The organism is Mesorhizobium sp. 131-3-5 (assembly GCF_016756575.1).
GTDB lineage: Bacteria > Pseudomonadota > Alphaproteobacteria > Rhizobiales > Rhizobiaceae > Mesorhizobium > Mesorhizobium jarvisii.
The window spans coordinates 1262960-1276301 of sequence record NZ_AP023254.1 but is presented as its reverse complement, the minus strand read 5'-3'; the positions used below and the strand labels follow the sequence as shown (position 1 = coordinate 1276301).

Sequence of the window (13342 nt, the reverse complement as noted above, 5' to 3'; positions counted from 1 at the left end):
CCCACTTCGGCATTGTCGCAGATCAAAAACCCGCCTCTTGTGGCGGGTTTTTTTGTTGCGATGAGGTGACGCGCCTCGAGCTGGCCCTCATCCCCCGAACTCCCCCTTGTAGTGAGGGGGACCGAGGGTCTGGGTGCGGGTCTGACGCCGCCCCTTCGCACACCGACTTGCCGGGGGCGGGGCGCGGGTTTCGCCCGTCCTTCGAACCCCCACGAGGGGGAGGATGGGGAGGCATTCTACCCGTCCAACAATTCCCGCAGCGCCATGCGCTTGTAGGCTGCGACCAGCCTGTCGCCCTCCTGCCGCTCGACCGAGATGGCCAGCCGCATCGCTGCCTCGCCCATTTGCCAGACGAGGAACGCCGTGGTCTCCAGCGAGACAGGGTCGGCGCCGGGACGCAATCGCCTCAGCACCGCCACCAGGAATTCGGCATTGGCCCGGCTGTCGGCGAGTTCGAGCTGACGCAGCGCCTGGTCTGCCTGGGTGCCCGACCAGATGTCGCGCATCACCGGTTCGGCCAGGAATAGCCCGTAATAGATATCGACCAACTCCGAGAAAGCCCGCCGCAGGCCTTCGGCGTCGCCGACATCCTTGAGCGCGGCCGAGATGCAGGCCTGGCTCTCGGCGGTGTAGCGCTCTGCCAGCGCCCAGATGATCGCCCGCTTGTCGGGAAAGAACTGGTAGAGCGAGCCGATCGACACCCCTGCCCGTTCGGCGACTTCGCCCATGCGCATGGCATCGCTGCCTTGCTCGGTGATGAGCGCCGAGGCCGCGGCCAGCATGCGCTCCACCCGCTCGCGGCTGCGCTGCTGGCTTGGCGCCCGCCGTGGCGAAGCGATCTGCTCGTTGGCCGGCGTGCCTTCCATGGACTGTCTCCAACAACGCATTCGGCACAATCGCCGAGAGAATGGCTTGACACACAAAATACGAGGGTTTATCACGTTTTGCAAATGTGAGGATTACTCATGTTTTCAAGCAGAGGAAAACCACCATGAGCGACACCAAACCAATTCTTATCCTCGGCGGCACCGGCAAGACCGGCCGCCGTCTTGCCGAGCGGCTGACGGCGCGCGGCATTCCGGTACGGATCGGCTCCCGTTCCGGCACGCCGCGCTTCGACTGGGAGGTTCCCGCAAGCTGGGCTCCCGCACTCGAAGGCGTCAGCGCGGTCTACATCAGCTACTATCCCGACATCGCCGTGCCGGGCGCCGCCGAAGTGATCGATGCCTTCACCCGCCTTGCCATGGAGCATGGCGTTCGCCGGCTGGTGCTGTTGTCGGGCCGCGGCGAGCATGAGGCGCAGCGCGCCGAAGAGATGCTGAAGGCTTCCGGGGCCGACTGGACGATCCTGCGCTGCGCATGGTTCTCGCAGAATTTCAGCGAAGGCTTTCTCATAGAGCCGCTGCTGGCGGGCGAAGTGGCCCTGCCGGTCGGACCTGTCGGCGAACCCTTTGTCGATGTCGACGACATCGCTGACGCCGCCGAAGCGGTGCTGACCGAGCCCGGTCATGTCCGCCAGCTCTATGAGTTGACCGGGCCGCGGCTGTTGAGCTTCGCAGATGCGGTCGCCGAGATTGCCAAGGCGGTCGGGCGCGACATCCGCTTCGTCAGAATTTCGCATGATGAGTTCACCGCCGCCGTCGCGTCGCATGAACTGCCACCCGAAATCGTCTGGCTGCTCGATGAGCTGTTCACCAAGGTGCTCGACGGCCGCAACGAATCGCTCACCGACGGCGTCCAACGCGTGCTCGGCCGCGCACCGAAAGACTTTTCCGACTACGCAACCGAAACCGCCGCAACAGGCATCTGGAGTCACTGAGATGAGCAAGCTTGTTCCCGCCCTCACCATCATCGCCGCAATCGGCTCGGGCGTCGTCGGCGGCGTCTTCTTCGCCTTTTCCAACTTCGTCATGGCGGCACTTGCCCGGCTGCCTGTCCCGCAAGGCATCGCCGCGATGAATTCGATCAACATCACGGTGATCACGCCGACCTTCATGACGGCGCTGTTCGGCACCGGCCTGCTCTGTCTGGTGCTTATCGCGGCCGCTGTCATGGGCTGGAGCCAGTCCGGCTCGTACTGGCTGCTCGCCGGCGCGGTGCTCTACGTGATCGGCAACCCGATTGTGACCATAATCTTCAACGTGCCGCTCAACGATGCGCTTGCCGCCGTCGACCCGGCCAGCAGCAATGGCGCCGCCGTGTGGGCCAACCATCTGAGCCAATGGGTGATGTGGAACCACGTCCGCACCATCACCGCCATCGTGGCGATGGCCTGCTTTATCTTCGCATTGCTGTGAAGAGGCCTTGCGAAACACAAAGGGCCCCGCTCAGGCGGGGTCTTTTTGCGTGTGCCCCTTTGACGTGCGGCCCTTGCGGTCGGAATGACCGAGATCGCGATCGGGGTCGATCACGTCGCGCACCAGCTGCTTGAGTTTTGCCGCATCGGGAAAGCCGCCGTCGCGCTTGCGATCCCAGATGAGAACATCATTGCAGGAGATGGTGAAGACGCCGCCGGTGCCAGGCACAAGCGTCACTTCGCCGAGATCGGTGCCGAAGGTGGAGAGCAGTTCCTGCGCCATCCAGCCGGCACGCAGCAGCCACTGGCACTGCGTGCAGTAGGTGATGCGGATGGCGGGCAACGGCGCCCCGCTCCTATCGGATTGAGCTCTGTCCATATCGGATTGAGCTTTGCTCATATCCCAACCGATCACGCCGCGCTGAGCTTGGCCAAGGTCTCGTCGTCGACTTCGAAGTTGGCGTAGACGCTTTGCACGTCATCGTCGTCCTCGAGCGTGGCGACCAGCTTCATCAGCGACTGTGCCCGTTCCTCGTCGACCGGAACATTGTTCTGAGGCCGCCAGATCAGCTTCACCGATTCAGCTTCGCCGAGCGCGGCTTCCAGTGCTTTCGACACCTCGCCGAGATTCTCGAAGGCGCAATAGATCGTGTGGCCTTCCTCGTCGCTTTCGACATCGTCGGCGCCGGCCTCGATCGCCGCTTCCATGACCTTGTCGACGCTGCCGGCCGATGCCGGATAATAGATCTCGCCGACGCGGTCCCACATGAAGGACACCGAACCGGTTTCGCCCATCGCGCCGCCGGCCTTGGTGAAGGCCGCGCGCACATTCGACGCCGAGCGGTTGCGGTTGTCGGTCAACGCCTCGACGATGACGGCGACGCCTCCTGGGCCATAGCCCTCATAGCGCACGGCCTCGTAGTTTTCGGCATCGCCCATCGACGCCTTGTTGATGGCGCGCTGGATGTTGTCCTTCGGCATCGACACCGCCTTGGCGTTCTGGATCGCCAGCCGCAGGCGTGGATTCATCGATGGGTCGGGCGTGCCGCTCTTGGCGGCCACGGTGATTTCGCGCGCCAGCTTGGAAAACATTTTCGACCGCACCGCGTCCTGACGGCCCTTGCGGTGCATGATGTTCTTGAACTGTGAATGGCCAGCCATGGCACCCCTGTCGTGTTCGGCTAGAGCATCTCGCAGCCAGGTGGATCACCTCGCCCTTGCAAAATGCTCGAATTCAAATTTCAGAGCGTCCCAGGTGCAACCCGTGGAAGCACGGCGTTCTCTGCCGGAATGGCCGGCTTATAGATAAATCGGCTCAATTCGTCCAGCCGCGCCGTGCTGCCGGCAGCCAACAAGGACGTCTACAGGCGCTCATGCCTCCAGATCGGACTTCAGCCGGTCGATGATGCTGAGCGCATGGCCGGCATACTGGCTGATCCAGCGGTCGTGGATCTGCTTGATCGGCAGTGCGTTGAGATGGTTCCAGCGCTCGCGTCCGTCGCGGTGCGCAACGATCAGCTCCGCCTCCTCCAGCACCTTGAGGTGCAGCATGACGGTGCAGCGGTCGATGTCGGGGAAGGCATCGCACAGCATACCGGTGGTCTTCGGTTCGTCCTTCAGCCGATCGAGCATTTCGCGCCGGCGCGGGTGCGCCAGCGCCTTGAAAACATTGTCATCCTGCGATCGACTTGACATGTTATGTTTATATAACATATCGTCGAACCGATCAAGGATGGAGCTGTGGATATGTCTCTTGGATTCCGCGTTTCCGGCCGCATCGGCAAACCGGTTGCCGAAGTCTTCGACGCCGTCGTCAACCCCAGGAAGCTGAGCGGCTATTTCACCACCATCGGCGGCGCCAGCGCGCCGCTCAAGACCGGCATCAGCGTCGTCTGGTGGGGCACGGTGCCGGTCGAGGTCGACGAGGTGGTCAGGGACAGCCTTATCGTGCTGCGCTGGGACGCCACCGACGCCGACGGCAAGCTGGCCTACAAGACCCGCATCGAGATGAATTTCGAACAGCTGGACGATGGCGGCACCTTTGTCACCATCGCCGAAAGCGGCTGGCAGGAAGGCGCGGTCGGCCTGAAGAAATCCTACCTCAACTGCGAGGGTTGGTCGCAGATGCTGGCCTGCATGAAGGCTTATGTCGAATACGGCATCAATCTGCGCGACGGCTATTACCGCAGCGAGATGAAGGGCGAACCCGCCAACGAGACCAATGTTTGAGCAGCGAAAACGGAGGCCAGCGATGACGAAAGTAACACCGTTCCTGATGTTCGAGGGCAAGGCCGAGGAGGCGATGGCGCTTTATTGCGAGACCATTCCCGGCTGCAACATCCTCGACATCACCCGCTATGGCGCCGGTGAGGATGGCCCGGAAGGGACGCTGAAGCTGGCGCGCGCTTCGATCGCCGGCCTGGACGTCATGGTCTTCAACAGCCCCGTGCACCACGCCTTCGGCTTCACGCCGTCGGTCTCGTTCTATATCGACTGCTCCTCCTCGGAGGAACTGGACCGTATCGTCGACGCACTGGCGAAGGATGGCGGGTTCCTGATGCCACCCGACAATTACGGTTTCAGCCGCCGCTTTGCGTGGTTGAACGACAGGTTTGGTGTCTCCTGGCAAGTCAACCTGGCCTGACCGAACCTGGCCGAAACGATCACGAAGACACCCAAGCGCAGCGCAATGGAGACAGCAATGACGACGAAAATCACCGGCGGCATCAACATCGCCATGAAGGTGCCGCCGCATCAGTTTGAGGCGACGATCGCCTTCTACCGCGATATCGTCGGCCTGAAGCCATTCACCGCCAAGGCGCCGGCGATCGGCTTCGAGCTCGGGCCAAACCGCCTATGGATCGACGAGGCACCGATGTTGAGCCAGGCCGAGGTCTGGCTGGAACTGTTCACCGAGGATTTCACGACCGCTGCCGCACACCTCGCCGAGGCCGGCGTCGTGCGTTGCGATGCCATCGAGCCCTTGGGCGAAGGCTTTCGCGGCGGCTGGATCACCAACCCGGCCAGCGTCGTCCACATGCTGCGCGAGCCCGACGCCTGGTGAGCGCCAAGGCCAGAAAGGAGACCGCCATGGAGATCCGCGAAACCCCGACAGCCGAAGCCGGCATGCTGATCCGGCGGCCTGTCGCCGAAGTGTTCGAGGCCATCGTCGATCCAGCCGTCACCCCCAAATTCTGGTTCACTCATGGCAGCGACCGGCTGGACAGCGGCAAGGAGGTCCGCTGGGAATGGCGCATGTATGGCGTCTCGACGACCGCCAAGGTCAGCGAGATCGTCAGGAACGAAAGGATCGTCATGCAATGGAGCGATCCGCCGACCACGGTGGTCTGGACCTTCACCGAAATGCCCGGGGATGCGACCTTTCTCGAGGTCCGTAACTTCGGTTTCGCCGGGACAGGCGACGAGCAGGTTAAGGAAGCGATCGGCTCGACCGGTGGCTTCACGCTGGTGCTGGCCGGCGCCAAGGCCTGGCTGGAACAAGGCCTGACGCTCGGCCTGATTGGCGACCGCCACCCGAAGGGCGTGCCGGGGCGTTAGATGCCCCAGCACCCCGATGCTCAATGCCCGTCGCCGGGCTTCGCTTTCCTGCGCCGCCGCGCCAGCATGTTGAGCCCCTCGACCAGGGCCGAGAAACCCATCGCCGCGTAGATGTAGCCCTTGGGCACGTGGTAGCCCATGCCGTCGGCGATCAGCGTCATGCCGATCATCAACAGGAAGCCCAGGGCCAGCATGACGATGCTGGGGTTCTTGGCGATGAAGTTGGCCAGCGGACCCGCCGCCAGCATCATCACGCTGACGGCCACGATCACGGCGATGTACATGATGGCGATCTCGTCGGTCATGCCGACGGCGGTGATGATGGAATCGATCGAAAAGACGAGGTCGAGCAGCAGGATCTGGAAGATCGCGCCGGCAAGCGAGATCTTGATCGTCTCACCCATCATCGTGTCCTTGTGGTCGTCGGGATCGACCGTGTGATGGATCTCCTTGGTCGCCTTCCACACCAGGAACAGGCCGCCGGCGATCAGGATCAGGTCGCGCCAGGAGAAGCCATGGCCGAAGGCGGTGAAGACCGGCGTCGTCAGCTGAACGATGATCGAGATGGTGGCCAGCAGCACCAGCCGCATGACCAGCGCCGCCGAAATGCCGAGCCGGCGGGCGCGAGCCCGCTGCGCTTCCGGCAGCTTGTTGGTCAGGATCGAGATGAAGATCAGATTGTCGATGCCGAGCACAATCTCGAGCACCACCAGCGTCAGCAAGGCGACCCATGCGGTTGGATCGGAAACGAATTGAAAATGCGGCGCAAGAAATTCGATAAGCTGCATGGAGGTCGTTGTCCCCTCTTTTAACGATCTGAAGCAGATGTCGTCGGCAGTTAGGTACTGCGCGCGCCTATATCAATGTCATGACCAGAAGGATGGAGCCGTTTCTTCCAGTCTGGGCCCGCGACGAAACGGCGCGATCTTCTCGGTCAGTCCGGTACGATCGGAAATATTGACACCGACCCCACACAAGGTCGCCGGGCCGGTCGCTGCCTCGAAGCGCCCCTTCGGCACTTTCGACAGGAACCGGTTGAGCGGTTCCTCCTTGTCCATGCCGAGCGAGGAATCATAGTCGCCGCACATGCCGGCATCCGACAGATAGCCGGTGCCGCCATTGAGGATCTGGTGGTCTGCGGTCGGCTGGTGGGTGTGGGTGCCGACGACCAGGCTGGCGCGGCCGTCGACAAAATGCGCGAAGCACATCTTTTCCGAGGTTGCCTCGGCATGGAAGTCGATCACCACCGCATCCGCCTGTTCGCCGAGCGGGCAGGCGGCAAGCTCGCGTTCGCCGGCCTGGAACGGATCGTCGAGTTCGGGATGCATGAACACCCGGCCCATGATGTTGGCGACCAGCACGCGCGCGCCGCTTCTGGCGATGTAGACGCCGGAGCCACGCCCGGGTGTCCCTTTGGGAAAATTCGACGGACGCAGGAAGCGTTCTTCGCGCGGCGCGAAGGCCAGCGCATCGCGCTGATCCCAGACATGATTGCCGGTGGTTACGACATCGGCGCCGGCCGCGATCGTCTCGCGAAAGATCTCCTCGGTGATGCCGAAGCCGCCGGCGGCATTCTCGCCATTGACGATGACAAAATCGAGTTTGAAGTCCGATATCAGGCCGGGCAGTTGTTCCCACACCGCCGTGCGTCCCGTTTTTCCGACCATGTCACCGAGGAAGAGAAGTCTCATATGATCCCGCACCGAAAGTCAGCGAAGCAAAAGCTGCATGACATCCGCGAAAAGATCATGCCTCCATTATCTACAATTTTGGCGTGAAGCGGCGCAACCCGCTCTCGGTGAGTATTTCCGGGATGACCACGTCATGGTTCTCGTCCGGAACCTGTGCCACCTCCTGGCAGTCGAAGGCGATGCCGATCAGCCGGGGCGTATGCCCCTTGTCGACGAGCTTCGCGATCGCGCGGTCGTAATAGCCGGCGCCATAGCCGATGCGGTGGCCGCGCGCGTCGAAGGCGGCGAGCGGCACCAGCATCACCTCGGGATCGAGCACCTCGGCCTCTTCATGGGGCCCGACCGTGCCGAAACCCATGTCGACCATCGGCGCGCCGCGCACCAGTTCGCGAAAGACGATCGTGGTCTTGTCGAGAATGGCGGGCAGGCAAAGCCTCGCGCCCTGTTCACGCAAGGCAAACATCAAGGGCCTTACGTCGACTTCCGAACGCATCGGCCAGAAGCCGGAGACGATTTGGCCGGGCTCGATGGCGAGATGATCGCGCGCCGTCTCGGCCATTTCGAGCGCCATCTCCACCCGCCAGAATTCATCGAGCGCGTCGCGGCGTCCAAGCGCCTGGAGTCGCAGCTGTTTTTTCTGGTCTTTGAGAGATGTCATGCGCGGACGATAGAAAAGGCCGGATCGGGATGGCGTGTTGGGAGCGACGTTTTCCACCGCATCATCCACCGAAATGCGTGGATACAGGGGCAAGAAGTGACGATCCACACAACCGGTGGAGAGAGCGATCCCGGGAACCTACAAAGTAGGTGGGCGCCGTGTGAGAAAACCCACGGGTCTTCCCAGGGACAGCTCCCTAAGGATCGTTAAGGCCCCGGGGAAAATGTTCTCCTGCCGGGAAGCACAGACCGTCCCTCCCAATATAGGCCGCTCATCGGTCAAGCGCCAGTGACGCAGGCAGTCTCGGCGGCTTTATTCGCCATCCGCGCCGCACCCTTGCACAGGCCGGGCGGCGTCCTTACGGTCACAGGGTGAACCAAGGAGCAAAAATGCGTTTCGAAGGCACGGCGGCCTATGTCGCCGACAAGGATCTGATGGTGGCCGTCAACGCGGCGATCGCGCTGGAGCGGCCCCTGCTGGTCAAGGGCGAGCCCGGCACCGGCAAGACCGAGCTTGCCCGCCAGGTGGCGGCGGCACTTGGCCTCGATCTCATCGAATGGCACGTCAAATCGACGACGCGGGCGCAGCAAGGCCTTTACGAGTATGACGCCGTGTCACGGCTGCGCGACAGCCAGCTTGGCGATGCCAGGTTCAACGACATCAAGAACTACATCAAGCGCGGCAAGCTGTGGGACGCCTTCGCGGCCGGCAAGAAGGTCGTGCTCCTCATAGACGAGATCGACAAGGCCGACATCGAATTCCCCAACGACCTGCTGCAGGAACTCGACCGGATGGAGTTCTTCGTCTACGAGACCGGCGAGACCATCCGCGCTGCTATCAGGCCGATCGTCATCATCACCTCCAACAATGAGAAGGAACTGCCGGACGCCTTCCTGCGCCGCTGCTTCTTCCACTACATCCGCTTTCCCGACGTCGATACGCTGCACAGGATCGTCGACGTCCATTATCCCGGCATCAAGCAGAATCTGGTGCGCGCGGCACTTACCCAGTTCTACGAGATCCGCGAGGTCCCAGGCCTGAAGAAGAAGCCGTCGACCTCCGAGGCGCTCGACTGGATCCGCCTGCTGGTCGCAGACGACATCGCACCCGAGGATTTGCGCGCCGACCCGAAGAACGCATTGCCCAAACTGCATGGCGCGCTGTTGAAGAACGAACAGGACGTGCATCTGTTCGAGCGGCTGGCTTTCATGGCCAGACGACAGCAATAGCGCTTTCCCCGACCGTGGACCGTTGCCGCGGGCGGGACGGGACGGCAGCTTCGGCCAGAACCTTTCGGAGGAGATGAAATGTCTGAGACTATTGTCCGCCCGCTCGCACAGTCCGACCACGCCGACTGGAAGCGCCTGTGGACCGACTACCTTACCTTCTATGAAACCAAGCTGCCGGAAGAGGTCTATGCCGTCACCTGGAAGCGGCTGTTCACGGAAGGCGAATTTGAGCCGAAGGGTTTTATCGCCACGCTCGACGGCAAGGCGGTCGGCCTCACCCACTATCTCTACCATCGCTCAGGCTGGTCCGAGAAAAACAACTGCTACCTGCAGGACTTGTTCGCCGATCCGGACGTGCGCGGCAAGGGCATCGGTGCGGCGCTGATCAATGCCGTAAAGCAGGAAGCGGCAAAGATCGGCGTCAAGAATGTCTACTGGATGACGCACGAAACCAATGCCACGGCGCGCAAGCTCTACGACCACGTGGCGCGCCGCACCGGCTTCATCGAGTATGATCTGCTGTAGATAGACAATGTTCATCCCCTTCTTCCTCGAACTGAAGGCCGCACGTGTTCCCGTCTCGCTCCGGGAATATCTGTCACTGCTGGAAGGACTGGAAGCCGGGCTGGTCGACTATGACGTCGAGGGTTTTTATTACCTGGCCCGCGCCGCTCTGGTGAAGGACGAGCGCCACATCGACCGCTTCGACCAGGTGTTCGCGCATGTCTTCAAGGGCATTGAAGCGCTGGGCGGGCCGGATGCGGTCGATGTCGCCAACATCCCGGAAGAGTGGCTGCGCCGGCTTGCCGAAAAGCATTTGACCGAGGAGGAGAAAAAGCTGGTCGAGGCGCTCGGTGGCTTCGAAAAGCTGATGGAGACCTTGAAGCAAAGGCTGGAGGAGCAGAAAGGCCGCCATCAGGGCGGCTCGAAATGGATAGGCACTGGCGGCACCTCGCCCTTCGGCGCCTATGGCTACAATCCCGAAGGCGTGCGCATCGGCCAGCACGAAAGCCGCAACCGCCGCGCCGTGAAGGTCTGGGACAAGCGCGAGTTCCGCAATTTCGACGATGCCGTCGAGCTCGGCACCCGCAACATCAAGATCGCGCTGAAGCGGCTGCGCCGCTGGGTGCGCGAGGGCGCCGAGGAGGAATTCGACCTGCCCGGCACCATCCACGCCACCGCCGAACATGGCTATCTCGACGTGCAGACGCGGCCCGAGCGGCGCAACGCGGTGAAGCTTTTGATGTTCTTCGATGTCGGCGGCTCGATGGACGACCACATAAAAAGTGTTGAAGAGCTGTTTTCGGCGGCGCGTGCGGAATTCCGCCAGCTCGAATATTTTTACTTCCACAACTGCCTCTACGAGGGCGTGTGGAAGGACAATCGCCGCCGCCATGCCGAGGTGATCCCGACCTTCGATCTCCTCCACAAATACGGCCAGGACTACAAGGTGATCGTTGTCGGCGACGCCTCGATGAGCCCTTACGAGATCGCCCACCCCGGCGGCTCGGTCGAGCATTGGAACCCGGAGGCAGGCGCCGTCTGGCTCGGCCGCCTGCTGCAGCAATGGCCGAATGCGGTATGGCTCAATCCCGAGAGCGAAAAGAACTGGGGTTACACCCATTCGCTCGCCATGATCCGCGACATATTCGGCGGCCGCATGTTCCCGCTGACGCTGGCCGGGCTCGAAAGCGCAACGAAGCAGCTTTCCAGAAAACACTGAGCAATTTCCGGAGCCACCATGACCTGCTTCCTCTGCCTGCAATGCGGCGTCCAATTCGCGGCGACGGAGACGCCGCTGCAACACTGCCCGATCTGCGAGGACGAGCGGCAGTTCGTGCGCTGGGAAGGCCAGGCCTGGATCGCGCCGCAGGAGCTCGCTGCCGGGCATCGACTGGTGATGCGGGATGATGCCGGCGTGCTCGGCTTCGGCATCGAGCCGCGCTTTGCTATCGGCCAGCGGGCGCAGCTGGTGCAGACGCCGCATGGCAATGTGCTGTGGGACTGCATCTCGATGGTCAGCGACGAGGCGGTGGCCGAGATCAACCGCCGCGGCGGCCTGGCGGCCATCGCCATTTCGCACTGCCACTTCTACTCGGCGATGGCATGTTGGAGCGAAGCGTTTGGCGGCGTGCCGATCTATCTCCACGCCGACGACCGCCAATGGATCATGCGGCCGCATCCCTCGATCGTCAGTTGGCAAGGCGAGACGCTCGTCCTCAATCCGTCGCTCACGCTCGTCCGCTGCGGCGGCCATTTTGCCGGCAGCCAGGTGCTGCACTGGCAGCGCGAGGGCGGCAACGCCCTACTGACCGGCGACACGGTGCAGGTGACGCCGACGCGCCGCCATGTCAGCTTCATGTACAGCTATCCCAACCAGATACCGCTCAACGCGGCGGCCGTGCGCCGCATAGCGGCGGCATTGGAACCATTCGCCTTCGACGATATCCGCGGGGCATGGTGGGACCTGAACATCATCGGCGGTGGCAAAACGGCCTTGGCCACCTCTGTCGCGCGCTATCTCGCGGCGATAGGATGATGATGGCGAGCGAGAATGCGGGCAAACCTTGTAACAAATGCCTATTTGTTGCGAATATGAGGTTGCAACAAAGAACGAGCCGCCAAGGCTGAGGAGATCAGATGGACACCCACACCTACCCCGTCACCCGCACCGATGCCGAATGGCGCGCCCGGCTGACGCCGGAGCAATATGCGGTCATGCGAAATCACGGCACCGAGCGGCCGGGCAGCTGCGCTTTGCTCTACGAGAAGCGCGCCGGCACATTTTCCTGCGTCGGCTGCGACCAGCCGCTGTTCGAATCCAAGCTGAAGTTCGAGAGCGGCACCGGCTGGCCGAGCTTCAACGACCCGGTGCCCGGCTCGATCGAGACCACCGTCGACCGCAGCTATGGCATGGTCCGCACCGAGTGCCATTGCTCGCGCTGCGGCAGCCATCTCGGCCACGTCTTCGAGGACGGCCCGCCGCCGACCGGTCTGCGCTATTGCATCAACGGCGTGGCGCTTAATTTCGAGCCGGCGGCCTGAAGGGGCATCGCGCAGGCTTTCAGCAAAGGGCGGCTTCGGCCGCCCTTTTTCATGCTGCGTTCCGCCTGCTCAGATCACAACCGTGGCGATGAGCCAGAGCGCCGAGCCCAGCAGCATCAGGGAGGCCTTGGCGCCCGATTTCTCGGCCGTCCGCCAGACCGCGATGGTGAGAAAGATGTTGTAGGGCACCGGTGCGAAATGCACCGCCAGCACGAGCCCGAGCGGCATCTTCAGCCCAAGCAGGATCAGAGCGACCACGGACGAGGCAATGCTGATCCCCGTCCCGACCAGCAGCATGTCGCGCCAGAACAGCCGGTCGATCGGCACCTGGCCAAGCCAGCGCGAGCGGAAGAAGGATCCGGCGCCTTCCGGGGACACCGGCGCCCTACCCCTGTCCGAGCACATCGACAACGGCGCGCTCGACGCGCGAGCATTCCGTCACCAGCCAGTCGGTCATGGCGGGCCAGTTGTCCTCGGCAAAGCAGTTGACCCGCCACATCGAATTGATGCCGAGGCCCTCGCAACTTTGTTCCGGCCTGAGGTTAAGCCTCTCTTCGATCGCCGGCTGGAACGGCTTCAACCGCGACCAGCTTTGCGTGGCGCCGAACTTTTCGTTGCGGCCGAAAAAGACGCCGACATGGTTCTGCGCCGGCGCGACATACATGGAAATGACCAGGGCGAAATCAGGCAGCCCGCGCTGCCAGAACCAAGGCCCGCGCCGCGCCAGCCGGGCTCTTTCCTCCGGATGCCGTTCGGCGAACAGCGACCAGAAGCCACGATGGCGGAACTCCGAGGCGCGGCGTCCGCCGAAGTCGAATTCGCTCATGTTTCAAACCGTATTCACGGCAACCGCATCGGGCACCGG

Annotated in this window: 20 protein-coding genes and 1 other RNA gene; 11 read left to right on the top strand and 10 right to left on the bottom strand. The window is 62.7% G+C overall.

Annotated features, from left to right (window positions below):
• Nucleotides 1-236 precede the first annotated feature (236 nt).
• A complete protein-coding gene (locus JG747_RS06190; protein ID WP_202361383.1) occupies nucleotides 237-866 on the bottom strand; it encodes a TetR/AcrR family transcriptional regulator in 630 nt (209 codons plus the stop codon).
• A gap of 125 nt (nucleotides 867-991) precedes the next feature.
• On the opposite strand from JG747_RS06190, the gene JG747_RS06185 reads away from it, so the two are divergent.
• Together JG747_RS06185 and JG747_RS06180 are read left to right on the top strand one after the other, a co-directional pair.
• Nucleotides 992-1819 carry an NAD(P)H-binding protein gene (locus tag JG747_RS06185; RefSeq protein WP_202361382.1) on the top strand — a complete coding sequence of 276 codons (828 nt, stop codon included), beginning with the start codon at nucleotides 992-994 and terminating at the stop codon, nucleotides 1817-1819.
• 1 nt (nucleotide 1820) lies between these two features.
• Nucleotides 1821-2297, top strand: a complete 477-nt coding sequence (locus JG747_RS06180) for an anthrone oxygenase family protein (RefSeq protein WP_202361381.1) — start codon at nucleotides 1821-1823, stop codon at nucleotides 2295-2297.
• Between the two features lie 30 nt (nucleotides 2298-2327).
• Here the strand turns inward: JG747_RS06180 and JG747_RS06175 are convergent, their stop codons facing one another.
• From JG747_RS06175 to JG747_RS06165, 3 genes are all read right to left on the bottom strand, one after another.
• Nucleotides 2328-2675 carry a SelT/SelW/SelH family protein gene (locus tag JG747_RS06175; protein WP_202362237.1) on the bottom strand — a complete coding sequence of 116 codons (348 nt, stop codon included), beginning with the start codon at nucleotides 2673-2675 and terminating at the stop codon, nucleotides 2328-2330.
• Nucleotides 2676-2707: 32 nt separating this feature from the next.
• A complete protein-coding gene (locus JG747_RS06170) occupies nucleotides 2708-3457 on the bottom strand; it encodes a YebC/PmpR family DNA-binding transcriptional regulator (RefSeq protein ID WP_202361380.1) in 750 nt (249 codons plus the stop codon).
• Nucleotides 3458-3667: 210 nt separating this feature from the next.
• A complete protein-coding gene (locus JG747_RS06165) occupies nucleotides 3668-3991 on the bottom strand; it encodes an ArsR/SmtB family transcription factor (RefSeq protein ID WP_069090366.1) in 324 nt (107 codons plus the stop codon).
• A 51-nt stretch (nucleotides 3992-4042) separates the two neighbouring features.
• Between JG747_RS06165 and JG747_RS06160 the strand changes: the two genes are divergently transcribed.
• From JG747_RS06160 to JG747_RS06145, 4 genes are read left to right on the top strand one after another with little or no spacing between them, the layout of a single operon-like run.
• Nucleotides 4043-4525: an SRPBCC domain-containing protein gene (locus JG747_RS06160; protein ID WP_202361379.1), complete on the top strand. Its 483-nt coding sequence runs from the start codon at nucleotides 4043-4045 to the stop codon at nucleotides 4523-4525.
• 22 nt (nucleotides 4526-4547) lie between these two features.
• Nucleotides 4548-4940: a VOC family protein gene (locus JG747_RS06155; RefSeq protein ID WP_202361378.1), complete on the top strand. Its 393-nt coding sequence runs from the start codon at nucleotides 4548-4550 to the stop codon at nucleotides 4938-4940.
• 57 nt (nucleotides 4941-4997) lie between these two features.
• Complete coding sequence (locus JG747_RS06150; RefSeq protein WP_019861776.1) at nucleotides 4998-5360, top strand: glyoxalase/bleomycin resistance/dioxygenase family protein; 363 nt, start codon at nucleotides 4998-5000, stop codon at nucleotides 5358-5360.
• Between the two features lie 26 nt (nucleotides 5361-5386).
• The gene (locus JG747_RS06145) at nucleotides 5387-5854 is read left to right on the top strand and encodes an SRPBCC family protein (RefSeq protein ID WP_202361377.1); all 468 of its coding nucleotides are present in this window, start codon (nucleotides 5387-5389) and stop codon (nucleotides 5852-5854) included.
• Nucleotides 5855-5874: 20 nt separating this feature from the next.
• On the opposite strand, the gene JG747_RS06140 is transcribed toward JG747_RS06145, so the two are convergent.
• From JG747_RS06140 to ssrS, 4 genes are all read right to left on the bottom strand, one after another.
• Nucleotides 5875-6642: a TerC family protein gene (locus JG747_RS06140; RefSeq protein WP_202361376.1), complete on the bottom strand. Its 768-nt coding sequence runs from the start codon at nucleotides 6640-6642 to the stop codon at nucleotides 5875-5877.
• A gap of 78 nt (nucleotides 6643-6720) precedes the next feature.
• Nucleotides 6721-7545 carry a TIGR00282 family metallophosphoesterase gene (locus JG747_RS06135; RefSeq protein WP_019861780.1) on the bottom strand — a complete coding sequence of 275 codons (825 nt, stop codon included), beginning with the start codon at nucleotides 7543-7545 and terminating at the stop codon, nucleotides 6721-6723.
• A 70-nt stretch (nucleotides 7546-7615) separates the two neighbouring features.
• Nucleotides 7616-8203 (bottom strand): 5-formyltetrahydrofolate cyclo-ligase, encoded by a 588-nt coding sequence (locus JG747_RS06130; protein ID WP_064981721.1) that lies wholly within the window; start codon nucleotides 8201-8203, stop codon nucleotides 7616-7618.
• 97 nt (nucleotides 8204-8300) lie between these two features.
• Nucleotides 8301-8456, bottom strand: a non-coding RNA gene (gene ssrS / locus JG747_RS06125) — 6S RNA.
• Nucleotides 8457-8592: 136 nt separating this feature from the next.
• On the opposite strand from ssrS, the gene JG747_RS06120 reads away from it, so the two are divergent.
• From JG747_RS06120 to msrB, 5 genes are all read left to right on the top strand, one after another.
• The gene (locus JG747_RS06120; RefSeq protein WP_202361375.1) at nucleotides 8593-9432 is read left to right on the top strand and encodes an AAA family ATPase; all 840 of its coding nucleotides are present in this window, start codon (nucleotides 8593-8595) and stop codon (nucleotides 9430-9432) included.
• A gap of 78 nt (nucleotides 9433-9510) precedes the next feature.
• Nucleotides 9511-9957, top strand: coding sequence for a GNAT family N-acetyltransferase (locus JG747_RS06115; RefSeq protein WP_202361374.1), 447 nt, complete (start codon nucleotides 9511-9513; stop codon nucleotides 9955-9957).
• 7 nt (nucleotides 9958-9964) lie between these two features.
• A complete protein-coding gene (locus JG747_RS06110; RefSeq protein WP_202361373.1) occupies nucleotides 9965-11155 on the top strand; it encodes a vWA domain-containing protein in 1191 nt (396 codons plus the stop codon).
• A gap of 18 nt (nucleotides 11156-11173) precedes the next feature.
• Complete coding sequence (locus JG747_RS06105; RefSeq protein ID WP_019861787.1) at nucleotides 11174-11971, top strand: hypothetical protein; 798 nt, start codon at nucleotides 11174-11176, stop codon at nucleotides 11969-11971.
• A gap of 101 nt (nucleotides 11972-12072) precedes the next feature.
• The gene (gene msrB / locus JG747_RS06100) at nucleotides 12073-12477 is read left to right on the top strand and encodes a peptide-methionine (R)-S-oxide reductase MsrB (protein WP_010912078.1); all 405 of its coding nucleotides are present in this window, start codon (nucleotides 12073-12075) and stop codon (nucleotides 12475-12477) included.
• Nucleotides 12478-12546: 69 nt separating this feature from the next.
• On the opposite strand, the gene JG747_RS06095 is transcribed toward msrB, so the two are convergent.
• On the bottom strand, nucleotides 12547-12882 hold the full coding sequence (locus JG747_RS06095) for a hypothetical protein (protein WP_051112850.1): 336 nt from the start codon (nucleotides 12880-12882) through the stop codon (nucleotides 12547-12549).
• Nucleotides 12863-13303 (bottom strand): hypothetical protein, encoded by a 441-nt coding sequence (locus JG747_RS06090; protein WP_019861789.1) that lies wholly within the window; start codon nucleotides 13301-13303, stop codon nucleotides 12863-12865. The genes JG747_RS06095 and JG747_RS06090 overlap by 20 nt, the downstream gene beginning before the upstream one ends.
• Nucleotides 13304-13342 lie beyond the last annotated feature (39 nt).